This is a genomic window from Clavibacter sp. VKM Ac-2872, assembly GCF_015351105.1.
Classification (GTDB): Bacteria; Actinomycetota; Actinomycetes; order Actinomycetales; family Microbacteriaceae; genus Clavibacter.
Genome location: NZ_JADKRR010000003.1, coordinates 159,168 through 182,115, shown reverse-complemented (window position 1 = coordinate 182,115; position 22,948 = coordinate 159,168). Strand labels below are relative to the sequence as shown.

The following is a 22,948-nucleotide window of genomic DNA, read 5'->3' as shown; positions in this document are numbered from 1 at the left end:
CACCGCGTCGATCGCGCGGGCGGGGGATCAGCGCGGCACGAGCCGCGCGAGCTCCGCGGGCGAGATGTGCCGCCCGCTGGCCTCCACGCCGTGCACGAGCTGCACCAGCGCGGCGTTGACGCGCGCGTCCTGTCCGGCGCCGGGCGCGAGGGCCGCGACCGCGCCGTTGAGGTGGTCCACCTCCGTGGGGCGGTTGCGGCGGATGCTCTGCAGCGTCGACCCCGGATTCGGCACCTGCCCCATGTCGCGGGCGAGCGAGACCGGCAGGCGCTCGGCGAGGGGGAGCGGCAGCGACGCGAACAGCCGGAGCCTGCTGTGGGTGAGGCCGCCGAGCCGGCCGAAGGTGACGCCGCGCGCGAGGCCCGTGCGCACGGTCTCCCGCATGGCGCGCGTGACGATGCGCCGCAGCACGGGCTCGGCGATGACCGCCTGCACGCTGAGGCCGGTGACGGCCGGCACGGCGTTGATGCCGTTGATGACGAGCTTGGTCCACTGGGCGCCGCGGAAGTCGGCGGCGACCGTGACGGGCATCACGGGATCCAGCACCTCGCGCACGAGGGCGACGCCGGCGCCCTCGGGGCCGTCGGCCGTGCCGATCTGGATGCCCGCGGGCGAGGTGACGGTGACGAGCCCCGGCTCGGAGAGCGACGTCGCCGCGAGGGCGAGCCCGCCGACGACCTGCGAGCGCGGCAGGCACTCGACGCCCATCGTGATCGCGGAGAGGCCGTTCTGGACGACGAGCACGGGGATCCCGCGGAGCCAGCCGGCGTTCTCCGTCATGGCGTCGCGCGCGTCGGCGATCTTGGTGGCGACGATCGCGAGCTCGGGCGGGCGACCCAGCCGCTCGGCCGCCGCGACGCGCGCGACGTGGTCGCCGTAGCCGCCGGCGAGGCGCAGCCCGCGGTCCTGGATCACCCGGAGGTGCGGTCCGCGCGCGGTGACGTCGACCTCGTGTCCGGCGCGCTCGAGCAGCGCGGCGAGGGTGCCGCCGACCGCGCCCGCCCCCAAGACACCGATCCGCACGCGTCCTCCTCCGACGGATCCGATCCTATTCCGGACGCCTCCGAGGGAGCCGGGCGGGCGCCCGGGCACGGCATGATGGTGGGCGATGGAAACCCCGACCCCCCGCGCCGCGCCCTCCACCGCGAGCGGCCTGCTGCTCATCGACAAGCGCGGGGAGTGGACGAGCCACGACCTCGTGGCCCGCACGCGTCGCCTCGCGGGCACCCGCAAGGTCGGGCACGCGGGCACGCTCGACCCGATGGCGACCGGCCTCATGATCCTCGGCGTCAACAGCTCCACGCGCCTGCTCACGTACCTCGTCGGCCTCGACAAGGAGTACCTGGCGACGATCCGCCTCGGCCGCGCCACCACCACGGACGACCGCGAGGGCGAGGTCGTCTCCCGTGCCGAGCCCGGCCGCATCCGCGACCTCGCCGTCGCCGACGTGGAGCGCGCCATCGCGGACCTCCGCGGCACCATCTCGCAGGTGCCGAGCGCCGTGAGCGCCATCAAGGTCGACGGCAAGCGCGCCTACGCCCGCGTCCGCGCCGGCGAGGAGGTCGAGCTCGCCGCGCGCGAGGTCACCGTCTCCGCGTTCGACGTGCTGCGCTTCGACGCGGTCGAGGCGGAGGAGGGCGAGGAGGACGGCGCGCAGCTCGACCTCGACGTGCGGATCACCTGCTCATCCGGCACCTACGTGCGCGCCCTCGCGCGGGACCTCGGCCGCGCGCTCGGCGTCGGCGGCCACCTCACCGCGCTCCGCCGCACGCGCGTGGGCCCCTTCCACGTGGACGACGCGGTGCCGATCGACGAGATGGTCGTCGCCGACCGCCTCATCCCGCCGGCCGACGCCGCCGCGCGCCTCTTCGACGTGCTGCACCTCACGGAGCAGGAGGCCGTCGACCTCGGCCACGGGAAGAAGCTCACGACGCCCGACGAGGCGCCCACGGAGGATCCGCTCGCCGCGGTCGCGCCCGACGGCCGGCTCGTGGGGCTGGTCGGCTTCCGCGGCCGCACCGGCACGTCCATCGTCAACTTCCCGGCCGACGACCGGGGCGCGTCGTGATCGGCTGGTTCACGGTCGCGCAGATCGCCGTCGCGGTCGTCGCGGGCGCGCTGTGCCTCGTCGTCGGCGCGATCGGGCGGAAGCCGAGCGACCTCACGGTGCTGCCGACCGCGCTCGTCGAGGTGCTGCTCGTGGTCCAGCTCGTCATCGCGATCGTCGCGCCCGCGGTCGGCAACCCGCCGTCGGGCAGCCTCATCGAGTTCTACGCCTACCTGCTGAGCGGCCTGCTGATCCCGCCGCTCGCGGTCTTCTGGGCGCTCGTCGAGCGCACCCGCTGGAGCACGATCATCCTGGGGGCCTCGTGCCTCGCCATCGCGATCATGGTCTACCGGATGGACGTCATCTGGAACGTGCAGTCCGCGTGACCGCCCTCTCCCTCGGGTAGGGGATAATCGCAGGTGCCATGACTGACTCCCGTACCTCGCGCATGACCGGTCTCGGACGGGTCCTGGTCTTCTTCTACGGGCTGCTGGCCCTCGCCGCGACGGGCCGCTCGGTCACGCAGATCCTCACCAAGTTCGACGAGGCGCCCGTCGCGTACGCGCTCTCCGCGCTCGCCGCCGTGGTCTACATCGTCGCGACCGTCGCGCTGGTCGCGCCCGCGCGCACCCCGGAGGCCGCGCGCCGCTGGTACCGGATCGCGTTCGCCACGATCGCGTTCGAGCTCGTCGGCGTGCTCGTCGTCGGCACGCTGAGCCTCGTCGACTCCCAGCTCTTCCCGCACGACAGCGTGTGGTCGGTCTACGGGTACGGCTACGTGTTCATCCCGCTGGTGCTGCCGGTGCTCGGCCTGTGGTGGCTCCGCAGCGGGGGTCGCTCGCGCGTGAGCGCCGTCGACGAGCGCCCCGTGGCCGGGGACCGCTGACCGTGCTCGTCGTCCACGACCCGGCCGAGGTGCCGGGCGGCTTCGGGCCGAGCGCCGTCACCATCGGCAAGTTCGACGGCGTGCACGCGGGCCACCGCGCGGTGATCCGGCGCCTCCTCGGCATCGCCGCCGACGAGGGCCTGTCGTCGGCCGTCGTCACGTTCGACCGCCACCCCGCCGCCCTCCTCGCGCCCGCCGCGCGGCCGCAGAGCCTCGTGAGCAACCGGCAGAAGATCGAGCTGCTCGCCGAGCTCGGCGTCGACGCGACCCTCATGCTCCCGTTCGACGAGCGCCTCCAGCGGCTGAGCCCGGAGGAGTTCGTCCGCACGGTGCTGGTCGACGCCCTCGGCGCCCGCGTCGTGCTCGTGGGGGAGGACTTCCGCTTCGGCGCGCAGGGCGCGGGCGACGCCGCCAAGCTCACGCGCCTGGGCGAGCGCCACGGCTTCCGCACGGTCGTCGTGGGCGACGTCATGCCCGACGGCAGCCGCAAGGTGTCGTCCACGTGGATCCGCGACCTCATGGACCGCGGCGACGTCGAGGCCGCCGCGGAGCTGCTCGGCCGCGCGCCCGCGGTCCGCGGTGTGGTCGTGCACGGCGAGAAGCGCGGCCGCGAGCTCGGGTTCCCCACGGCGAACCTGTCACCCGAGGCCGAGGGCCTCATCCCGGCCGACGGCGTCTACGCGGGCTGGCTCCGCGACGGCGACCGCACGTACCCGTCGGCCATCTCTGTCGGCACCAACCCGACGTTCGCGGGCGTCCGGCCGCGCGTCGTGGAGGCGTTCGTGCTCGACGAGACGCTCGACCTCTACGACCACGAGGTCGAGGTCGTGTTCGTCTCCCGGATCCGCGGCATGGTCGCCTACGAGGGGCGCGAGCCGCTCATCGCGCAGATGACGGACGACGTGGTGCGCACCCGCGAGGTGCTCGGGGCCTAGGCGGCGCCGGTCGCGTCGGCTGCCCCGGCCTCCGGCGTGGCCGCCGCGTCGCCCTGCGGGCGGGGCGTGCGGCCGAAGAGGTACATGATCAGCGTCGACGCGGTCGCCTCGATCACGGGACCGTGGCCGACGCTCCAGCCGGCGTCCGACGCGCGCAGCGTCCGCGCCCGCAGCACCCCGCGGACCTGCGCGGGCGCGATCGCGGCGCGCGCGACGGCGACGGCGCCCGTCGCGCGGTGGTCGAGCTCCAGGTCCGCCGTGAGCGCGTGCGCGATGTCGAAGGCGTGCACGACCACCTCGAGCAGCTCGGGCAGGCGCTTGCGGCCCTTCCCCGCGCGCTTGTCGGCGGCGATGGCGCGGATCCGGGCGACGAGCTCCTCGGGGGAGCGCGCGGCCTCGTCGGCGCTGAGGTCGTCCATCACGTGCATGGGGTTGAGGTGCGGGCGGCGGCGCATCGAGCCGACGGCCGTGCGCACCATGGCGGCGTTGCTCGCGCCGACCCGCCAGACGATGTGGCCGGCGACGTCGCGGACGGTCCAGCCGTCGCACATGCTCGCGGCCTCCCACCCGTCGGCGTCGAGGGACGCGAGGAGGTCGGCGGTGCGGTCGAGGACGTCGGCGATCTCCGCGCTCCAGACCCCGGTCACCTTCGCCTCGGGCTCGGACGCGCGCTGGCTGAGGGGCAGGTGCCGGGAGATCTCGCTCATGGCCGAGAGCATATTCCGGCCGCCGTAGAATCTGGTGGTGACGACGACTCCCGCAGCTCCCCGCGCGGGTGCGCTCCTCGCCCTGGTCGGCATCGTGCTGGTCGCCCTCAACCTCCGCACGGCCGTCGCCGTCTTCTCGCCGATCGTCGACCAGATCGGCCGCGACGTACCGCTCGACAGCGTCTCCATCGGCGTCCTCGGCGCGCTGCCGCCCGTGTGCTTCGCGCTGTTCGGGCTGCTCGCACCCGCGATCTCGCGCCGCATCGGCCTGGAGCTCACCGTGGTGGTGGGCCTCGTGGCCATGGTCGTCGGGCACCTGCTGCGCGCCGGATCCGACACCGTGGTCGTCTTCGGCGTCGGCACGGTCCTCTCGCTCGCGGGCATGGGCCTCGGCAACGTGCTCCTGCCGCCGCTCGTGAAGAAGTACTTCCCCGGCCGGATCGGGCCGCTCACCTCGCTCACCACCGTGATGCTCTCCATCAGCACGGGTGTGCCCTCGCTCGTGGCCGCGCCCCTCGCCGACAGCGCGGGCTGGCGCGTCGCGATCGGCGCGTGGGCCGCGGTCGCGGTCGTCGCGCTCGTGCCGTGGATCGCCCTGCTCGTCAACCACCATCGCGACACCCGCCGCGAGCGCGCCGCCGCGGCCGCGCTCGACCAGGTCGAGGAGGCGCCCATAGCCGTCACCGGCCGCGTCTTCCGCTCGCCGGTCGCATGGGCGCTCGTGGGGATCCAGTCCGCCTCGTCGTTCAACGCGTACGCGATGTTCGCGTGGCTGCCCGCGCTCCTGCAGGACACCGCGGGGCAGTCGCCCGTCGCGTCCGGCGCGCTGCTCGCCGTCTTCGGGTTCATGGGGCTGCCCGCGGCCATCGTGATGCCGCTGCTCGCGGCGCGCATGAGGAACGTCGGCATCCTGATCCAGGTCGGCGTGCTCTTCTTCGTCGTCGGCTACGTCGGCCTCCTGGTCGCGCCCGCCGCGGCCCCGCTGCTCTGGGTGGCCGCCGCCGGATCCGGCCCGCTGCTGTTCCCGCTGGTCTTCGTGCTCATCAACCTCCGCACCCGCACGCACGGGGGAGTGGTCGCGCTGAGCGGCTTCGTGCAGGGCATCGGCTACTCGATCGGCGCGATCGGGCCGCTCATGTTCGGCGTGCTGCACGAGCTTTCCGGCGGCTGGACCGTGCCGCTGCTCATGCTGTTCGTCATGGTCGCGGTGGCGTCCGCGTCGGGCTTCTACCTCGCCCGGCCACGGATGCTCGAGGACACCTGGGACCGCGCGCCCCGCGAGGCCGCGCGCGAGGGCTGACGCGCGACGGATCGCGTCGCGTGCTCCGTTCACCTCCCGACAGCCCGCCGTCCATCCGGGGTCCATCGCCCGTCGCATTGATTCGGCACCGTGGGAAATCCACGCGCACGGCGACACGGAGGACACGGATGACGAACGACGCACGCACGACGGTGAGCCGCAGGGGCTTGCTCCAGACCGGCGCGGTGGTCGGCGCCGGCGCCGCCATCGCCGCTCTCGGACCCGCACCCGCCGCCCGCGCCGCCCGCGCTGCCGGTGCGCCCGCGAAGGTCGGCGGCTACCTCTGGCTCGAGGGCGACCACCACGTCCACACGCTCTTCAGCAACGACGGCAAGTACCGCGTGCGCGACCACATCCGCCAGGCCGTCGCCCGCGGCGTGCAGTGGATCGTGCTCACCGACCACGGCAACACGGCGCACTCCACGAAGGGCAGCGTCGACGCGATCACGCCCCTCATCGAGGAGGCGCGGAAGGAGTTCGGCGCCGACATCGTGATCTTCCACGGCCTCGAGTGGAACATCCCGGGCGCCGAGCACGCGACCGTGTTCGTGCACCCGCAGGGCGACGCGGTCGGCGTGCTCAAGGAGATCGAGGACCGCTGGGACGCCCGCGTGAAGGGCACGCGCGACGGCACCCCGGCGAACGAGGCGCTCGCGCTCGAGGGGATCCGCTTCCTCGACCAGGCCGTCGCGTCGCGCCGCGTGAAGGACGCCGCGATGCTCCCCAACCACCCGTCGCGCCAGGGCATCGACTCGCCGCACGAGCTGCGCGCGTGGCAGGACGCGGGCCCGCGCGTCGTCCTCGGCATGGAGGGCGCGCCCGGCCACCAGGCGGGCGGTCTGCCGTCCCCGCACAGCACGGCCGGCGGGCGCGGCCTCTACGGCAACTCCCGCGGCACGTACTCCTTCCCCGGCTACCCGGCCGAGTCGTACCGCACGTGGGGCGGCTTCGACTGGGTCACGGCCACGGTCGGCGGCGTCTGGGACTCGATGCTCGCCGAGGGGCGGCACTTCGTCGTCACGGCCACGAGCGACAGCCACAACGTCTACCTCGACACCACCGAGGTCGGCCCGGGCAGCGACTACGAGCGCGACGGCCGCATGGTGGATCCCGTCTACCGCGGTGGCGTCGACACCGACGAGAACGACTTCTGGCCCGGCCACTACAGCCGCACCCACGTGGGCGCCGTCCGCCAGGACCACACGTCCGTCCTGGATGCCATCCGCGCCGGCCGCGTGTGGGTGGACCACGGCGGCCTCGTCGACTCGATCGACGCGCGCCTCGTCCTCGAGCGCGGCCGAACCATCCCGCTCGGCGGCACGCTCATCGGCAAGCGAGACCGCAGGGTGACCGTGACGGCCGACATCATGACGGCGTCACGTCCCAACCCCGCCGGCTTCGTGCCCGAGCTCGCGCGCGTGGACGTCATCGTCGGCCGCATCGACGGCCCTGCCGCCGATCGCGACGCGACGACGGCGCCGGACACGCGCGTCGTCGCGCAGCTCCCGGTCGCGCGGCTCACGGCGATCCCGGGCGGCTACCGGCTGTCCCAGGAGATCACCCCGCCCGGCGACCGCTTCTACGTGCGCCTGCGCGGCACAGACGGCAAGCGCCAGCAGCCCGGCTTCCTCGGCGCGGCGATCGACCCCGCCGGCCCTGCCATCGACGTGCTGGGTGACGCGGACCCGTGGGAGGACCTCTGGTTCTACACGAGCCCGCTCTACGCCGAGCTGTCCTAGCGGCGCGCGGCGGCCGTCGGGAGGGGTCGGGGGATCCGCCCGGCGACCGCCGTCAGAAGCTCGGGACCATCTCCCGGCGGTGCACGAGCGCGCCCGCGCCGATGATCGGGCCGTCGGAGGAGAGGCCGGAGGGGACGACGCGCGTCTTCGTGACGAAGCCGAACTGCTCCCGGAGGGCGATGGGCTCGCGGATCATGTCGAAGAGGTCGGGCGTGACGCGGCTGAACCCGCCGCCGATCGCGACGACGTCGAGGTCCACGAGCGAGCTGGCCGACGCGATGGCCCGGCCGATCGCGAGGCCCGCCCGCCGCACCGCCCGCACCGCGATCTCGTCGCCGTCGCGGTAGCCGGCCGCGAGGTCCTCGCCGGTGGATCCCGTCCACCCCTGCGCGCGGGCCCACGCGACGCTCTTCGGTCCCGACGCGATCGCCTCGACGCAGCCGCGGCCGCCGCACGTGCACGGGTCGTCGAAGCCGGCGACCTCGACGTGGCCGATGTGGCCCGCGTTGCCCGTCGAGCCCGCGGCGGTGCGACCGCCGAGGACGAGCCCGCCGCCGATCCCCGTGGAGACGATCATCCCCATCACGTGGTCGTGGCCGCGGCCGGCGCCGACCCAGTGCTCGGCGAGCGTGATGGCGAGGCCGTCCATCTGCAGCGTGGTGGGCACGTCGGGCGTGAGCTCGGCGAGGCGGTCGCGCAGCGGGTAGTCGCGCCAGGCGGGCACGTTGAGCGGCGAGACGAGGCCGTGCGGCACGTCGACGGGACCGGCCGCCGCGAGGCCCGTGCCGACGAGCTCGGCATCGGCGGGGAGGACGTCGAGCGCCTGGCGGGCGACCCCGAGGACGGCGTCGAGCAGCTCGTCGGCGGATCGCTCCGGCCCCGTCGGGCCGCGGAATCGGCTGCCCTCGAGCACGCGGCCCGCGTCGTCCACGAGCGCCGACTCGACCTTGGTGCCGCCGAAGTCGACGGCGAGTGCGAGCGTGCGAGGCATCTTCGTCCTGTCCCGGTCCCGGATCCGCCCGTCGACCGGCGTCCAGGATACGGGCGGCCCGGTGGCCCTCCGCGAGACGCGCGGCCCGCGGCCCGGATGGCATCGATCCCCATCCCCCTGACACCTGTGTGGAATTCACGGACCCGACCGGCGGTCGGCATCTAGGCTCTCCACGTGGATCCCGAACACACCCCCGGACAGGCCCCTCGCGAGGCGTCCGACCCGCGCGCCGACGGCGCGACGCCCTCCCGCCGCGGCGGCGCCCCCGCCCTGGAGCACACCGACGCCGCCGAGTCGCGCCTCGCCTCCCGCGAGCTCGACGAGGGCATGCCCGACTCCGCCGGCCTCGACGACGACCGGTCGGTCGACCCGGAGTCCGATCGCACCCGGTTCCCCGCCCTGCCCGGCGCCTTCCTCTCGGAGGCCCTCGAGAACACGGTCTTCCTCCCGTACGAGTTCGTCTTCCGCCGGCTCATCGACCTGCCCGCGCTCATCGTCTGGGACGCGGTCACCGACGCCGACATGGTCTCCGGCTGGCTCGCCGAGGCGTCCATCGAGCAGGGGGACGGCGGCGAGTTCTGGTTCGAGTGGATGTCGGTGCCCGACCGCAGCCTCTCCTCCGCGGCCGGCGGCGTGGTCACGCGCTTCGAGGAGGGGCGCGCGGTCGACTACACGTTCGTGCACGAGGGCGAGGTCTCGGCGCGCTTCCTGATCCGCCTCCAGGAGGTTCCCGGCGGCCCGCGCGACCGGCAGACGGAGCTCAGCGTCACGGTCTCCGGTTTCATGCCCGCGGGCATCGCGAACGTGCTGAAGGCGAGCTGGCGCCTGCACCTCGACCTGCTCGAGGACCTCGTCCACGGCCGCCCGGTCGACTGGTCGACCTGCGAGGCCGAGCATGGCGCGACCTGGCGCCGGTACCTCGCCGAGCTCGAGTCCGCCGAGGGCTGATCCCCGGATCCCGCCCACCGTCCGTCCCGGCACCTGGGAGCCGCTTGCCAGGCTGATTGCCTAGCGTGAGGGAATGACATCGCCGAGCGCCGCCTCCCGTCTCGCCCTCGTGACCGGAGCGACGGGGTACATCGGCGGTCGGCTCGTGCCCCGCCTCCTCGAGGCCGGCTTCCGTGTGCGGGTGCTCGTGCGGGATCCCCGCCGGCTCACCGACGTGCCCTGGCGCGACGACGTCGAGGTGGTGCGCGGCGACCTCTCCGACGCGTCCACCCTCGTGCCCGCGGTCGACGGCGTCGACGTCCTCTACTACCTCGTGCACGGCATGGGATCCCAGGGCGACTTCGCGTCGTCGGAGCGCGCCTCCGCCGAGCACGTCGCGACGGCGGCGAAGGCCGCGGGCGTGGGGCGCATCGTCTACCTCGGCGGGCTGCACCCCGACACCCCGCAGCTCTCGAAGCACCTCGCGAGCCGCAAGGCCGTCGGCGACGTGCTCCTCGCGAGCGGCGTGCCGACCATCGCGCTGCAGGCGGGCGTGGTCATCGGATCCGGCTCCACGTCGTTCGAGATGATCCGCCACCTCACCGAGGTGCTGCCGTTCATGCCCGCGCCCGGCTGGGTGCGCAACTTCATCCAGCCCATCGCGATCCGCGACGTCCTCTACTACCTCGTCGCCGCGGCCGACCTGCCCGACGACCTCAACCGCACCTTCGACATCGGCGGCCCCGACGTGCTCCGCTACGGCCAGATGATGAACGGCTACGCGGTCGAGGCCGGGCTGCCGCAGCGGCCCATCGCCTCCATCCCGATCTTCGCCCCGCGCCTCGCCGCGCACTGGGTCAACGTCGTCACGCCGATCCCGCGCACGCTGGCCGTCCCGATCATCGAGTCGCTGCAGTACGACTGCGTGATGGGCGAGCACGACATCTCCAACTACATCCCCGACCCCGACGGCGGCCTCACCGGCTACCGCCGCTCCGTGCGGCTCGCGCTCGGCCGGATGCGCGACGGCGTCGTCGAGACCAGCTGGAAGGACTCCGCCGTGGTCGGCGCGCCCAGCGACCTGCTGCCGAGCGACCCCGAGTGGTCGGGCCACACCGTCTACCTCGACCTCAAGGAGCGCGCGACCGACGCGGCGCCCGAGGACCTCTGGGCCGTGATCGAGGCGATCGGCGGCGACAACGGCTGGTACTCCCTGCCGGTCGCCTGGGCTGCCCGCGGCTGGATGGACAAGCTCGTCGGCGGGGTGGGCCTCCGCCGGGGCCGCCGCAGCGCGACGACCCTGCAGACGGGGGACGCCCTCGACTTCTGGCGCGTCGAGCACATCGAGCGCGGATCCTCGCTCCGGCTGCGCGCGGAGATGAAGCTCCCCGGCGAGGCCTGGCTCGAGCTCAGCTCCACGCCCCGCGAGGACGGCGGCAGCGACTACCGGCAGCGCGCGATCTTCTTCCCCTCGGGGCTGGCCGGCCGGCTGTACTGGTTCTCGATCCTGCCCTTCCACGGCGTGATCTTCACGTCGATGGCCACGCGCATCACCGCGAAGGCGCTCGCCGCGACCGAGCGCCGTGAGGCCGAGCGCGCCCTCGAGGGGGCCGCACGGTGAGCCGGAGGATCGGGGCCCCGCGCATCGGCCTGATCCTCCTGACCATCGTGGGCATCGCCCTCGCGTCGGCCGGCCTCGCGACCGCCGTGACGATGAGCGTGTCGGCGCCCGTGCAGGCCCGCGCCGACCTCACGAGCATCGCGGGCGACCCGTCCGCCGCCTCGCGGACGCCCTCGGCGAGGAGCACGCCCGAGCCCGCGGCCTCCGAGGCGTGGAAGCCCGTGCCGGTCGACGCGGCCGGGGACCGCGGCATCACCGACCTCACCGACGGCGCCGCCTCCCGCGTCACCATCGACGTCCTCGGCATCCCCCTGAACCCCGGGCAGGCGGGTGCGCTCGTGGCCGCGATCCTGTCCCTCCCGCTCCTCATCGCGGTCGCCGTGCTCGTGCTCTCCCCGCGCCGCCGTCGCTGGTGGCGCCGGGTCGCGCGCCGGCAGCACGGCTGAGGCCGGGCGTCGCCCCGGTGACTTCCGCGGGCGCGGGGACCATGATGGGCACGACGAGAGGTGGATCCATGGCACCGCGCACGCGCACGACCGTCCTCCTGGGCGACAGCCTCACGGGGGACGGCGGCTGGGGCGGCATCGTGCCCGGTCCCGACGGGGACGACGGGGACGACGGCCGGTCGCGGATCGTGGACCTCGGCCGGGCCGGCCAGACCACCGACGACGTGCTCGCGCTCCTGCCCGACGCGGTGGCCGCGGATCCCGCGACGGTCGTGCTGTCCTGCGGCACCCACGACCTCGGCGCCGCGCGCCGCGGTCCCGAGGAGACCGTGCGCGGGCTGGAGACGATCCTCGCCCACCTCCGCCGCGACCTCCCGACGTCGCGCATCGTCGTGCTGTCGGTCCCGCCGCGTGGGCGCGAGCACGCCGAGCGGATCCGGATCGTCAACGTGCACATCCGCCAGTACGCGCCGGCGGTCCGTGCCGAGCACGTGGACCTGTGGCCGGCTCTCGGCTTCGGCGACGGGGAGCTCGCGCCCACCCTCACGGACGACCGCCTGCACCTGAACGACGACGGGGCGGCGGCGGTCCGCGCGGTGCTCGCGCCCGTCCTCGACGCGCGCGACGAGGGCGACGACGAGGACGACGACGCCGCTGACGCCGCCGACGCCGGGGATCCGGCCCGCTCCTAGCGGTGGGTCCCGGCGGGTGCGGGCGAGCGCAGACCGCCCACGCCCGTGAGGACCACGCCGAGCTTGCGCCGCCACCAGTCGCGCGGCGTCGCGGCGGATCCCGTCGAGACCTCGCCCGAGAAGCGGGCGGTGACGCGGTCCATCGTGCCGAGGGCGTCGCGCTGGGCCGCCTCCTCGCGCGCGTGCAGCGCGTCGGGAGCGCCCGCGGAGTGCGCGGGTCCGCCGCGCCGGGATGCGGGGGAGGGCGCCGCGGCGTCGGCATCCGCGGCGTGGTCGGCGGCGATCCCGTCGGCGGCGAGCGCGAGCAGCCCGCGTCCCACGGTGGCCGGCAGCGTGGCGTCCACGATGGGCGACGACGACGCGGGCCGGTCGGTCGCGCCGCCGCCCGCGGCGTGCACGCGCTCCCATCCGACGTAGGACTCGACCCCGATGTCGAGCACGGTGTCGAGGGCCAGCACGGCCTCGGCCTCCGCGAAGCCCATCCGGGTGAGGTCGCGGATCGCCCCGGTGAAGCGCAGCACGACCTGGTCGGGGGCCGCGTCGAGGTGGTGGATCGCGCTGGCGAGGCCGGGGTGCCGGTCGTACATGTCCCAGATGCGCGCGACGGCCTGCTCGAGGTAGGTGCGCCACGAGGTGTCCTCGGCGGACTCGAGCACGGCGGCGGGGACGTCGGGGACCTCCGGCCAGTCCATCCGCGCGATCGCCGTGTCGCAGGCGAGGAGGACGATGTCGTCCCTGCTCGCGACGTGCCGGTACAGCGTCGAGTGGTCGACACCCAGGCGGTTGGCGAGCGAGGTGAGGGTGAGGGTGCTGAGGCCGACCTCGAGGGCCGCCTCCGCGATGAGCCTCCGCGAGACGCGCGCGGGTCTTCCGACCCGACCGGCTGGCCGATCCATGGCGTCGATCCTACCGTGGCGGCGCCAGTGATTTGGGCCCAAAGGATCCCTTGGACGGGCGGCGCGTGACGGGGCGGGACGGGACGCCGGTCGCGCGCCGCGGCTAGCGTGGGAGCATGCCCGACACCCGCACCCCCTTCACCGAGCTCGACGAGTTCATCGCCATCCCGCGCCTCGGCGGCCTCGTGCTCTCGCCCGACGGGCGCCGCGCGGTGCTCACCGTCACGACCCTCGACACCGCGAGGACCGGCTACCGCCACGCCCTCTGGGTCGTGCCCGCGACGGGCGGCGGCGTGCCGCGGCGCCTCACGCGCTCGACGACGAGCGAGGCGGGCGCGGCCTTCACCGCGACGGGCGACCTCCTCTTCGTCTCCTCCCGGCCCGACGCGGACGACGCCGACGGGAAGGACGCCGCGCAGCTGTGGATCCTCCCGGCAGCCGGCGGCGAGGCCCGCGCGCTGACCCGGCTCGCCGGCGGGGTGGACGGCATCGCCGCCGTCGCGCGCGACGCGTCCACCGTGATCCTGCAGGCGCCGCTGCTGCCCGGATCCGCCTCGCTCGAGGCCGACGCCGTGGCACGGAAGACGCGGTCGGACCTCCAGGTGAACGCGGTCCTGCACGAGAGCTACCCCGTGCGCTACTGGGACCACGATCTCGGCCCCGACGAGCCGCACCTGTTCGCGCTCGACCTCGCCGACGCGCTCGTGGAGGAGCCGGCGCGCCCCACGACCGCGGACGCCGCCACCGCGCTCGCCGCCGAGGCCGCGACCGAGGACGGCGGGTCCGCGGCCACCGCGCCCGCCGCCACGGCGCAGCCGTACCCGACCTCCCTGCCGCGTCCGCGCGACCTCACCCCGCGACCCGGGCGCACGCTGGAGCACGCGGCCGCCGCGCTCTCGCCCGACGGCCGCACGCTCGTGGTCGCGGTCGGCGTGAAGGAGCGCCGCGGATCCCGGCAGGCGCTGGTGTCGATCGACGTCGCGACCGGGGAGCGCACCACGCTCCTCGACGTGCCCGACGTCGACCTCGGGATGCCCGTCATCAGCCCGGACGGCGTGCTCCTCGCCTACGTCCGCACCGAGCGGGCGACGCCCGCCGCGCCCACGCAGCAGGAGCTCTGGGTGTCCGCGCTCGACGGGTCCGACGCCCGCCGCGTGGCCGCCGGCTGGGACCGCTGGCCGTCGTCGCTGCGGTTCGACGCGGACTCGCAGGCGCTCGTCGTCACCGCCGACCAGGACGGCCGGGGACCGGTCTTCCGCATCGGCCTCGACGACTCCGTCACGCAGCTCACGACCGACGACCACTCGTACACGGACGTGCAGGTCGACCGCGAGACCGGCGACGTGCTCGCCCTCCGCTCCTCGTGGATGGCGCCCGCGCACCCCGTGCGCGTGTCGGCCGACGGATCCGTGACCGAGCTCGCGACGCCCGCGCCCGTCCCCGCGACGACCGGCACCATGACGGAGGTGGAGACGACGGCCGCCGACGGCGCCCGCGTGCGCGGCTGGCTGCTGCTGCCGGACGGCGCGTCGGCCGAGGCGCCCGCGCCGCTGCTGCTGTGGATCCACGGCGGCCCGCTCAACAGCTGGAACGCGTGGAGCTGGCGGTGGACCCCGCAGGTGATGGTGGCGCGCGGCTACGCGGTGCTGCTGCCGGATCCCGCGCTGAGCACCGGCTACGGCCTCGACTTCATCGCGCGCGGCTGGGACGCCTGGGGGGAGGCGCCCTTCACCGACCTCATGTCCATCACCGACGCCGTCGAGGCGCGCGACGACATCGACGAGACGCGCACGGCCGCGATGGGCGGCTCGTTCGGCGGCTACATGGCCAACTGGGTCGCGGGCCATACGGACCGCTTCCGCGCGATCGTCAGCCACGCGAGCCTGTGGGCGCTCGACCAGTTCGGGCCGACCACCGACTCGTCGCAGTACTGGCAGAGCATCTTCTCGGCGGAGGGTCTCGACCGGAACTCGCCGCACCACTCCGTGCGCGACATCGTGACGCCCATGCTCGTGATCCACGGCGACCGCGACTACCGCGTGCCGATCGGCGAGAGCCTGCGCCTCTGGTCGGAGCTCGCCGAGCACCACGCGGCCGACGACGGCACCACGCCGCACCGGTTCCTGGTCTTCCCGGACGAGAACCACTGGGTCCTCAAGCCGCAGCAGTCGGTGGTCTGGTACCGGACGGTGCTCGCGTTCCTCGACCAGCACGTGCACGGTGCGGAGTGGAAGCGGCCCGAGGTGCTCGGCTAGGGCCGGAGCCGGTTCAGCCCAGGAGCGCGGCCAGCTGCCCGAGGTCGGTGACGGCCAGGTCGACGGGATCCGCCGCGGACGGCCGTTCCGCTCCGGGTCGCGCGACGTACGCGGTGCGGAAGCCGTGGCCGGCGGCCGCGCGCAGGTCCCACGGGTGCGCGGCGACGAACAGCGTGCGGACCGGATCCAGGTCCAGTTCGCGGATCGCGTGCCGGTACGCGGCGGGCGCGGGCTTGAACGTGCGCACGGATCCCGTCGACAGGACCGCGTCCCAGCCGATGCGCCCCGCGTGCGCGATGCGGGCGAGGGAATCGAGTTCGCCGTTGCTGAGGCCGGCGACGAGGCGCGAGCGGCGGAGAGCGGCCGTGCCGTCGGCGACGTCCGGCCAGGTCGGGAATCCGCGGTCGACGTCGGCCGCGAGCGCCCGCGTCGCCTCCGACGCCGTCCCGCCGTGCCGGACGACCGCCTCGTCCGCGGCGTCGACGACGAGCTCGCGGTGCGGACGCCAGGGCGCCTCCCCGGTGACGACGGCGTCCATGCGCGCGGCGAGCAGCCCGCTCCAGGTGCGACGGAGGTCGTCCGAGGAGGGCAGCCGGGCCTCGGCGGCCACGAGGCGCGCGGCACGCGCCCAGGCGGGGTCCTCGTCGACGAGGGTGCCGATCACGTCGAAGAGGATCGCGTCGATGCGGTCGGGGTCGAGCGGCGCGGGGTCCATGGATCGCAGTCAAGCACCGCGACCGTCCCGCGTCACGGCCGTCGGCGTGCGGGATGATGACGGCATGCCCGCGCACGACGAGACCGTGACCACGCTCCTGCGGGCTGCGCACGCGGTGGACGCGCGCGGCACGACCGACGACGTGTGGGTCCTCCTCGACGGCGACGCGATCGCGGCGGTCGGCGCGGGACGCGATGCTCCGCCCGCCGACCGGGCCGTCGACCTCGGGGACGCCACGCTCGTCCCCGGCTTCGTCGACCTGCACGTGCACGGCGGCGCGGGGGGATCCCACGACGACGGTGCCGAGGGGATCCGCGCGGCCGTCGCGCTGCATCGGCGGCACGGGACGACGCGCTCCGTGCTGAGCCTCGTCGCGGATCCGGTGCCCCACCTGGCGCGCTCGCTCGACGCGATCCGCCGGGCGATGGCCACCGACGCCACGATCGTCGGCGCGCACCTCGAGGGGCCGTTCCTGTCGCCGCACGCGGCCGGTGCGCACGCGCGCGAGCACCTGGTGGATCCCACGCCCGCCCGCATCGAGGCGCTGCTCGAGGCCGGCGAGGGCGTGCTGCGGCAGGTCACGATCGCGCCCGAGCTCGACGGGGCGCTCGACGCCATCCGACGGCTGGTGGGCGCGGGCGCGGGCGTGGTCGCGGCCGTCGGCCACACCACGTGCTCGGGCGACGTGGCGCGGGCCGCGTTCGACGCCGGCGCGACCGTGCTGACGCACGCGTTCGACGCGATGCCCGGGATCCACCACCGCGAGCCCGGCCCGATCATGGCGGCCGTCGCCGACGAGCGCGTGACGCTCGAGCTGATCCTCGACGGCGTGCACGTGGATCCCGCGGTCGCGGGCCTGCTGCTCCGCCTGGCGCCGGGCCGCGTCGCGCTCGTCACCGATGCGATGGCGGCGGCCGGATCCGCGGACGGCCGCTACCGCCTCGGCTCGCGCGACGTGGACGTGCGCGACGGCATCGCCCGGCTCGCGGGCACGGAGACGATCGCGGGCTCGACGCTCACGCAGGACCGGGCGCTGCGCATCGCGGTGCGCGACGTGGGCCTCGCCCTGCCGGACGCGGTCGCGGCGCTCACCGTCGTGCCGGCGCGGGCGCTGGGCCTCGACGCGCACCTCGGCCTGCTGCGCGCGGGATCCGCCGCCGACGTCGTGGCGCTCACGCCCGACCTCCGGGTGTCCCGCGTGTGGGCCGCGGGCGTCGAGGTGCCCGGCGCCGCGGCCGCGACGCCCGCGCCTCAGGCCTCGTCGCGGTAGACCACCCGGCGCTCGCCCGCGCGCACGACCGCGGTCAGGCGGTTGCCGGCGGGCGGGAGCGGGCAGTTCATCCAGTCGGAGAAGCCGCAGGGCGGGACGACCGCGCGCGTGAAGTCGAGCGTCACGGGTCCGTCGCCGTCGGGGCGGGGGAGGAAGAGGAAGCGGCTGGGCGCGTAGCTCTCGCGGCCCGTGGTGGCGTCGGCGAAGACCAGCTGGAGGCGGTCGCCGTCGGCGAACGCGCTGAGGCGCACCTCGGTCCCCTCGACCTCCACCACGATGTCGCCGGGCACGGGCAGCTCGCGCGTGCGGCCGGCGTCGGCGATGTGCTCGAAGGGGATCACGCGGTCGTCGTCGACGCGCTCGAAGCGGCCCTCGAGGATCCACTCGGGCGCGTAGGGGAAGACCTCGATGTCCTCGAACGCCTGGTTCTTGGGGGACGCCGAGTCCCACAGCCGGTAGCCGTGCTCCGGCTCGCCGGTGTCGAGCGAGATGCGCTCGATGCGCGTCAGCTGGACGGTGTCGGGCTGGCCCTCGAGCGCCTCGAGGTCGCTGACCTCGTGGCCGGGCTCGAGCCAGGTCGTCTGGATGAGCGCGAGGCTGCCGAACGGGCTCGTCACGGCGGCGAGGCGGGCGCGGTGCCAGGCATCGTATGCGGCGAGGGCGGCAGGGTCGGCGGCGGCGGGGCGGGCGGGATCGGTCGTCGTGTCGGTCACATGAGGGTCAACGCCCCCGGCGCGGTCGCATTCCCGAGGCGCCGTGCGGGCGCCGCGCGGAGGTCGCGCGGAGGCGGCGGGTATTGACTGGATCCACCGACGGAAAGGACGCACCCATGGCACGCACGGTCGCCGACCAGCTCATCGCCCAGCTCATCGAGGCGGGGGTGAGCCGGATCTTCGGGGTCGTCGGCGACAGCCTCAACCCCGTCGTCGACGCGGTGCGGCGCACGGGCGGGAGCCGCAAGGGCGGCATCGACTGGATCCACGTGCGGCACGAGGAGGCGGGCGCGTTCGCCGCGTCCGCCGAGGCGCAGCTCACGGGCAAGCTCGCCGTGTGCGCCGGCTCCTGCGGCCCCGGCCACCTGCACCTCATCAACGGCCTCTACGACGCGCACCGCTCGGGCGCGCCCGTGCTCGCCATCGCGAGCCACATCACCACGAACCAGATCGGGTCCGGCTACTTCCAGGAGACCCACCCCGACCGTCTCTTCGTGGAGTGCTCGCACTACACGGAGATGATCTCGACCGCCGTCCAGGCCCCGCGCGTCGTCGACCAGGCGATGCGGCACTCCCTCGCGCTCGGCGGCGTCAGCGTGATCACGCTGCCCGGCGACGTCGCCGAGTTCGAGGCGGAGGGCGAGGCGCCCGCGTTCTCGCTGCCGCGGCGTCCCGCGATCGTGCCGGCCGAGGAGGACGTGCGCGCGCTCGCCGCCGCCATCGACGACGCGGGGAGCGTCGCGATCTTCGCGGGCCGCGGCGCGGGATCCGCGCACGCCGAGCTCATGGAGCTGGCCGACAAGATCGCGGCGCCGGTCGGGCACTCGCTGCGCGGCAAGGACGTGATCCAGCAGGACAACCCGTTCGACGTCGGCATGACGGGCCTCATCGGCTACGGCGCCGCGGCCGCCGGCATCGCGGGTGCCGACCTGCTGATCCTCATCGGCACCGACTTCCCCTACGACCAGTTCCTGCCAGGCAAGGAGGTGCGGACCGCGCAGATCGACATCGCGCCCGAGCGCCTCGGCCGCCGCACCGACGTCGACATCGCGATCCACGGCGACGTGCTCTCCACGATCCGCGCGGTGCTGCCGCTCGTCGAGCGGAAGACCGATCGGCGCTTCCTCGAGAAGCTGCTCAAGGAGCAGGACAAGAAGGTGGAGCAGGTCGTCGGCGCGTACACGACGAAGGCGGAGAAGCTGCGGCCCATCCACCCGGAGTACGCGGCCAGCATCCTCGACGAGGTCGCGGGCGACGACACGGTCTTCACCGCCGACACCGGCATGTGCAACGTGTGGAGCGCGCGCTACCTCACCCCCAACGGGCGCCGGCGGATGATCGGCTCGCTCGTGCACGGGTCCATGGCGAACGCGCTCCCGATGGCGATCGGCGCGCAGGTCGCGTACCCGGAGCGGCAGGTCGTCTCGGTCTCGGGCGACGGCGGGCTCGCGATGCTCATGGGCGAGCTCGTCACGGTCGCGGCGTACCAGCTGCCCGTGAAGGTCGTCGTGTTCAACAACTCGACGCTCGGGCTCGTGAAGGTCGAGATGCTCGTCGACGGGATCCCCGACTTCGGCGTCGACGTGCCCATGGTCGACTACGCCGCGGTGGCGTCCGCGCTCGGGATCCACTCGCAGCGCGTCGAGGACCCGGCCGACATCCGCGGCGCGCTCGAGGCCGCCTTCGCGCACGACGGGCCCGCGCTCGTCGACCTCGTGACCGACCCGATGGCGCTCTCGATCCCACCGGAGATCACGGCCGCGCAGGTGAAGGGCTTCGCGCTCTCGATGTCGAAGATCGTGATGAACGGCGGCGTCGGCGAGGCCGTGAAGCTCGCCCGCTCGAACCTGCGGAACATCCCGCGGCCGTGAGCGGTTCCCCCGACGTCCCATCGCCCGTCCCACCTCGAGGAGAACCCATGTCCCAGCCCGTCGTCGTCACCGCCGTCTTCACGCCCGTCGAGGGCAAGCACGACGAGGCCGTCGCCGCCCTGTCCGCCGGCATCGCGGAGGTGCACGAGGAGGAGGGCTGCGAGGTCTACGCGATCCACGACGCTCCCGACGGCACCATCGTGATGCTCGAGAAGTGGTCGTCCGTCGAGGACCTCGAGGCGCACGGCGCGGGCGAGGCCGTCGCCCGGATGGGCGCGTCGCTCGCCGGGCTCATCACGGGGCCCGCCGTCGTCACGCGGCTCGCGCCGATCCCGGCGGGCTCGGAGCTGCAGGGCGCGCTCTAGGCGTCGGGGGAGGGACGGCACGGGCGGGTCCCGCATCCGACAGGGTGGGCGCATGCCTCCACGTCGATCCAGGGTCCTGAGCCGCCTGCCCCTCGCGTTCGCGGTCGCCGTGGTCGTGCTCATCGGCGGGACGATCGCGGCGACGCCGTCCCTCGAGCGCGCCGGCCTGCTCGACGTCCCGCCCTCGCCGCAGCGCTACGCCGACATGGCCGTGGACCTCATGGTCGACGGGCTCCAGGCGGATCCCGCCCGCGTCGCGGAGGTCCGGGCGCAGGTGGACGCGCAGGCCGCCCGGGCGCGCACCTACGCGGGCACGTACCCGGCGCTCTCCGGGGCCGCGAAGGAGCTGGGCGGGGAGCACAGCTCCCTGCTCGGACCCGTGGATGCCGCGGCCCTCTTCGGCGACAGCCCTCCGGTGTCGGCCGCGGCCGAGCCGCGGCCCACGGTCACGACGGCCGAGGGGATCACGACCATCGTCGTGCCCGCGATCGTGGGCGGCGACGACGCGTCCCGCCAGCGCTACATCGACCAGGGCGCACGGGGTCTCGTGGCGGCGGCACCCGCGACCACCCGCGGCTGGGTCGTGGACCTCCGCGGGAACCACGGCGGGGACATCTGGCCCATGCTCGCCGCGCTCTCGCCGCTCCTCGACGAGGGGCAGGTGATGTCGTTCGAGGACGCGGGTCGCTCGGAGCCCGTCACCGTCGCGGGCGGTGCCGTCGCCAAGGGCGGAGACGTCACGGCGACGAGCGACGCGGGTCGGGTGCCCGGGGGCGTGCCGATCGCCGTCCTCACCGACGGCACGACCGTGAGCTCGGGCGAGGCCGCCGCGATCGCGTTCGTCGGCCAGGCGGGCGTGCGGTCGTTCGGGCAGCCGACCTACGGCTTCAGCACCGGGAACGCACCGCGCGCCCTGCCCGACGGCGCGATCATCAACCTCACGGTCACGGTCGACGCCGACCGCACGGGGAAGCGCTACGGCGGTCCCGTCGTGCCGGACGTCACGGTCGACGACGCCGGGATCACCGCCGCGGTCGACGCCTGGTTCGACGCCCCGCGGTAGCCGGCACCGCTCAGCCCACCTCGACCAGCGTGATCCCCGCCGAGCGGTCGCCCGACGCGAGCGCCTCGAGCGCGGCCGGCGCCTCGTCGAGGGTGATGCGGTGCTCGACGAGCAGCTCCGGGCGGAGCGCGCCCGACGCGACCAGGGCCATCAGCTCGGCGTAGTCGTGCGCGGGCATGCCGTGGCTGCCGTGCAGGCTCAGCTCCTGGCTGATGACGAACGGCACGGGCACCGTCGGCTCGTTCGCGAACAGGCCGATCTGCACCTGACGGCCCGTCGGCGCGAGGGCGAGCAGGCTGATCCGGAGCGTCGACTCGCGGCCGAGCGCCTCCACGGAGACCTGCACGCCGTCGGGGGAGACCGCGTGGATCGCGTCGAGCACGTCGAGCTCCGACAGCTCCGAGGAGTCGATCGTGTACTCGGCGCCGAGCTCCGAGGCGCGCGCGAGGGCGGCGGGATCCACGTCGACGGCGATGACCTCCGCGCCCACCGCGACGCCGATCATCACGGCGCTGAGGCCCACGCCGCCGCAGCCGATGACGAGGAGGCGCTCGCCGCGCTGGATCCGGGCGCGGTGCACGAGCCCGCGGAACGCCGTCGCGAAGCGGCAGCCGAGGAGCGCCGCCGCGCCCGCGTCGAGGTCGTCGGGCACGGGGATGAGGTTCACGTCGGCGTCGTGCAGCGCGACGAGCTCGGCGAAGGATCCCCAGTGCGTGAAGCCCGGCTGCGTCTGGTCGCGGCACACCTGGCCGTTCCCCGCGCGGCACTCGGCGCAGCGGCCGCACGCGCAGACGAACGGGACGGTGACGCGGTCGCCCACCCGGAAGCGCGTGACCTCGGGTCCGACCTCGTGGATCCGCCCGACCAGCTCGTGGCCCGGCACCTGCGGGAGCGCGATGCCGTCGTCGTGGCCGAGCCAGCCGTGCGCGTCGCTGCGGCAGACGCCCGTGGCCTCGACGCGGACGACCACGCCGGCGGGGGAGGGGGCGGGATCCGGCAGCTCGCGGACGACGGGCGTCTCGCCGAACCTCTCGTAGACGACGGCGCGCATGCGGGCTCCTCGGGTCGGGGCGGGACGGGTTCGTCCACGCTACCGAAGCGCCGGGCGGTCTCCGGACGCCGCCCTCGCGCGGGCGGTGGCACGCCCGCGACTCAGCGGGCCTCGGTGGTCGCGTGCACGTCGAGCGAGTCGAGGTACCCGGCGTTGCCGCGGATCGCGGGGAGGTAGCGCTGCAGCTCGTCGTCGGGCACGTGGTCCGCCACGATCCGCAGCGCGCTCGCGAGCGCGGCATCGGGCCGACCGGCCGCGTGCAGTGTCCTGCCCGCTCCTGGCGCGCGCTGGCAGACCGGGCCCTCCGTGGTGTCCTGTCCGCTCCTGGCGCGCGCTGGCAGACCGGGCCCTCCGTGGTGTCCTGTCCGCTCCCGGCGCGCGCTGGCAGACCGGGCCCTCCGTGGTGTCCTGTCCGCTCCCGGCGCGCGCTGGCAGACCGGGCCCTCCGTGGTGTCCTG

22 protein-coding genes are annotated in these 22,948 nt (G+C 74.7%); 15 read left to right on the top strand and 7 right to left on the bottom strand.

The genetic code is table 11. The features are described from left to right. Positions 1-27 precede the first annotated feature (27 nt). Complete coding sequence (locus ITJ40_RS13730) at positions 28-1,023, bottom strand: 2-dehydropantoate 2-reductase (RefSeq protein ID WP_194667605.1); 996 nt, start codon at positions 1,021-1,023, stop codon at positions 28-30. Positions 1,024-1,108: 85 nt separating this feature from the next. Between ITJ40_RS13730 and truB the strand changes: the two genes are divergently transcribed. Genes truB through ITJ40_RS13710 form a run of 4 tightly spaced genes read left to right on the top strand, consistent with a single transcriptional unit; the run spans position 1,109 to position 3,868 of the window. Beyond that, positions 1,109-2,068, top strand: a complete 960-nt coding sequence (gene truB, locus ITJ40_RS13725; protein ID WP_194667604.1) for a tRNA pseudouridine(55) synthase TruB — start codon at positions 1,109-1,111, stop codon at positions 2,066-2,068. Then, complete coding sequence (locus ITJ40_RS13720; RefSeq protein ID WP_194667603.1) at positions 2,065-2,433, top strand: hypothetical protein; 369 nt, start codon at positions 2,065-2,067, stop codon at positions 2,431-2,433. Before truB ends, ITJ40_RS13720 begins: the two co-directional genes overlap by 4 nt. Before the next feature lie 38 nt (positions 2,434-2,471). Beyond that, positions 2,472-2,933, top strand: coding sequence for a hypothetical protein (locus tag ITJ40_RS13715; protein ID WP_194667602.1), 462 nt, complete (start codon positions 2,472-2,474; stop codon positions 2,931-2,933). A 2-nt stretch (positions 2,934-2,935) separates the two neighbouring features. Further along, the gene (locus ITJ40_RS13710; protein WP_194667601.1) at positions 2,936-3,868 is read left to right on the top strand and encodes a bifunctional riboflavin kinase/FAD synthetase; all 933 of its coding nucleotides are present in this window, start codon (positions 2,936-2,938) and stop codon (positions 3,866-3,868) included. Here the strand turns inward: ITJ40_RS13710 and ITJ40_RS13705 are convergent. Further along, positions 3,865-4,575 carry a maleylpyruvate isomerase family mycothiol-dependent enzyme gene (locus ITJ40_RS13705; protein ID WP_194667600.1) on the bottom strand — a complete coding sequence of 237 codons (711 nt, stop codon included), beginning with the start codon at positions 4,573-4,575 and terminating at the stop codon, positions 3,865-3,867. The two genes, ITJ40_RS13710 and ITJ40_RS13705, sit on opposite strands and share 4 nt — an antisense overlap. 37 nt (positions 4,576-4,612) lie before the next feature. Between ITJ40_RS13705 and ITJ40_RS13700 the strand changes: the two genes are divergently transcribed. Further along, positions 4,613-5,875: a CynX/NimT family MFS transporter gene (locus ITJ40_RS13700; RefSeq protein ID WP_370532061.1), complete on the top strand. Its 1,263-nt coding sequence runs from the start codon at positions 4,613-4,615 to the stop codon at positions 5,873-5,875. Between the two features lie 128 nt (positions 5,876-6,003). Beyond that, positions 6,004-7,614: a PHP domain-containing protein gene (locus ITJ40_RS13695; RefSeq protein WP_194667598.1), complete on the top strand. Its 1,611-nt coding sequence runs from the start codon at positions 6,004-6,006 to the stop codon at positions 7,612-7,614. A 52-nt stretch (positions 7,615-7,666) separates the two neighbouring features. On the opposite strand, the gene ITJ40_RS13690 is transcribed toward ITJ40_RS13695, so the two are convergent. Then, positions 7,667-8,605, bottom strand: coding sequence for an ROK family protein (locus ITJ40_RS13690; protein ID WP_194667597.1), 939 nt, complete (start codon positions 8,603-8,605; stop codon positions 7,667-7,669). Positions 8,606-8,779: 174 nt separating this feature from the next. Between ITJ40_RS13690 and ITJ40_RS13685 the strand changes: the two genes are divergently transcribed. The 4 genes from ITJ40_RS13685 (at position 8,780) to ITJ40_RS13670 (ending at position 12,291) form a co-directional block, all read left to right on the top strand. Beyond that, positions 8,780-9,553 carry an SRPBCC domain-containing protein gene (locus ITJ40_RS13685; RefSeq protein ID WP_194667596.1) on the top strand — a complete coding sequence of 258 codons (774 nt, stop codon included), beginning with the start codon at positions 8,780-8,782 and terminating at the stop codon, positions 9,551-9,553. Between the two features lie 73 nt (positions 9,554-9,626). Next, positions 9,627-11,153, top strand: a complete 1,527-nt coding sequence (locus ITJ40_RS13680; RefSeq protein ID WP_194667595.1) for an SDR family oxidoreductase — start codon at positions 9,627-9,629, stop codon at positions 11,151-11,153. Next, complete coding sequence (locus ITJ40_RS13675; protein WP_194667594.1) at positions 11,150-11,599, top strand: hypothetical protein; 450 nt, start codon at positions 11,150-11,152, stop codon at positions 11,597-11,599. The genes ITJ40_RS13680 and ITJ40_RS13675 overlap by 4 nt, the downstream gene beginning before the upstream one ends. A 68-nt stretch (positions 11,600-11,667) precedes the next feature. Further along, the gene (locus ITJ40_RS13670) at positions 11,668-12,291 is read left to right on the top strand and encodes a GDSL-type esterase/lipase family protein (RefSeq protein ID WP_228512459.1); all 624 of its coding nucleotides are present in this window, start codon (positions 11,668-11,670) and stop codon (positions 12,289-12,291) included. Here the strand turns inward: ITJ40_RS13670 and ITJ40_RS13665 are convergent. After that, positions 12,288-13,187, bottom strand: a complete 900-nt coding sequence (locus ITJ40_RS13665) for a TetR/AcrR family transcriptional regulator (RefSeq protein ID WP_194667592.1) — start codon at positions 13,185-13,187, stop codon at positions 12,288-12,290. The two genes, ITJ40_RS13670 and ITJ40_RS13665, sit on opposite strands and share 4 nt — an antisense overlap. Before the next feature lie 116 nt (positions 13,188-13,303). Here ITJ40_RS13665 and ITJ40_RS13660 point away from each other — a divergent pair, with 116 nt between their 5' ends. Further along, entirely contained in the window at positions 13,304-15,442 is a 2,139-nt protein-coding gene (locus ITJ40_RS13660) for a prolyl oligopeptidase family serine peptidase (RefSeq protein WP_194667591.1), read from the top strand. Positions 15,443-15,455: 13 nt separating this feature from the next. Here ITJ40_RS13660 and ITJ40_RS13655 read toward each other — a convergent pair whose 3' ends face one another. Next, the gene (locus ITJ40_RS13655; RefSeq protein WP_194667590.1) at positions 15,456-16,157 is read right to left on the bottom strand and encodes a haloacid dehalogenase type II; all 702 of its coding nucleotides are present in this window, start codon (positions 16,155-16,157) and stop codon (positions 15,456-15,458) included. Between the two features lie 64 nt (positions 16,158-16,221). Between ITJ40_RS13655 and nagA the strand changes: the two genes are divergently transcribed. Further along, positions 16,222-17,427 (top strand): N-acetylglucosamine-6-phosphate deacetylase, encoded by a 1,206-nt coding sequence (nagA, locus tag ITJ40_RS13650; RefSeq protein ID WP_194667589.1) that lies wholly within the window; start codon positions 16,222-16,224, stop codon positions 17,425-17,427. Here the strand turns inward: nagA and ITJ40_RS17470 are convergent. After that, positions 17,409-18,140, bottom strand: coding sequence for a DUF1684 domain-containing protein (locus ITJ40_RS17470; RefSeq protein ID WP_194667588.1), 732 nt, complete (start codon positions 18,138-18,140; stop codon positions 17,409-17,411). The genes nagA and ITJ40_RS17470 overlap by 19 nt on opposite strands. 116 nt (positions 18,141-18,256) lie before the next feature. On the opposite strand from ITJ40_RS17470, the gene ITJ40_RS13640 reads away from it, so the two are divergent. Genes ITJ40_RS13640 through ITJ40_RS13630 form a run of 3 tightly spaced genes read left to right on the top strand, consistent with a single transcriptional unit; the run spans position 18,257 to position 21,439 of the window. After that, positions 18,257-20,011 (top strand): pyruvate dehydrogenase, encoded by a 1,755-nt coding sequence (locus ITJ40_RS13640; RefSeq protein WP_194667587.1) that lies wholly within the window; start codon positions 18,257-18,259, stop codon positions 20,009-20,011. Positions 20,012-20,058: 47 nt separating this feature from the next. Next, positions 20,059-20,376: a putative quinol monooxygenase gene (locus ITJ40_RS13635; RefSeq protein WP_194667586.1), complete on the top strand. Its 318-nt coding sequence runs from the start codon at positions 20,059-20,061 to the stop codon at positions 20,374-20,376. Positions 20,377-20,428: 52 nt separating this feature from the next. Then, entirely contained in the window at positions 20,429-21,439 is a 1,011-nt protein-coding gene (locus tag ITJ40_RS13630; RefSeq protein WP_194667585.1) for a S41 family peptidase, read from the top strand. Between the two features lie 10 nt (positions 21,440-21,449). Here ITJ40_RS13630 and ITJ40_RS13625 read toward each other — a convergent pair whose 3' ends face one another. Next, positions 21,450-22,490 carry a zinc-dependent alcohol dehydrogenase family protein gene (locus tag ITJ40_RS13625; RefSeq protein WP_194667584.1) on the bottom strand — a complete coding sequence of 347 codons (1,041 nt, stop codon included), beginning with the start codon at positions 22,488-22,490 and terminating at the stop codon, positions 21,450-21,452. Positions 22,491-22,948: the final 458 nt, after the last annotated feature.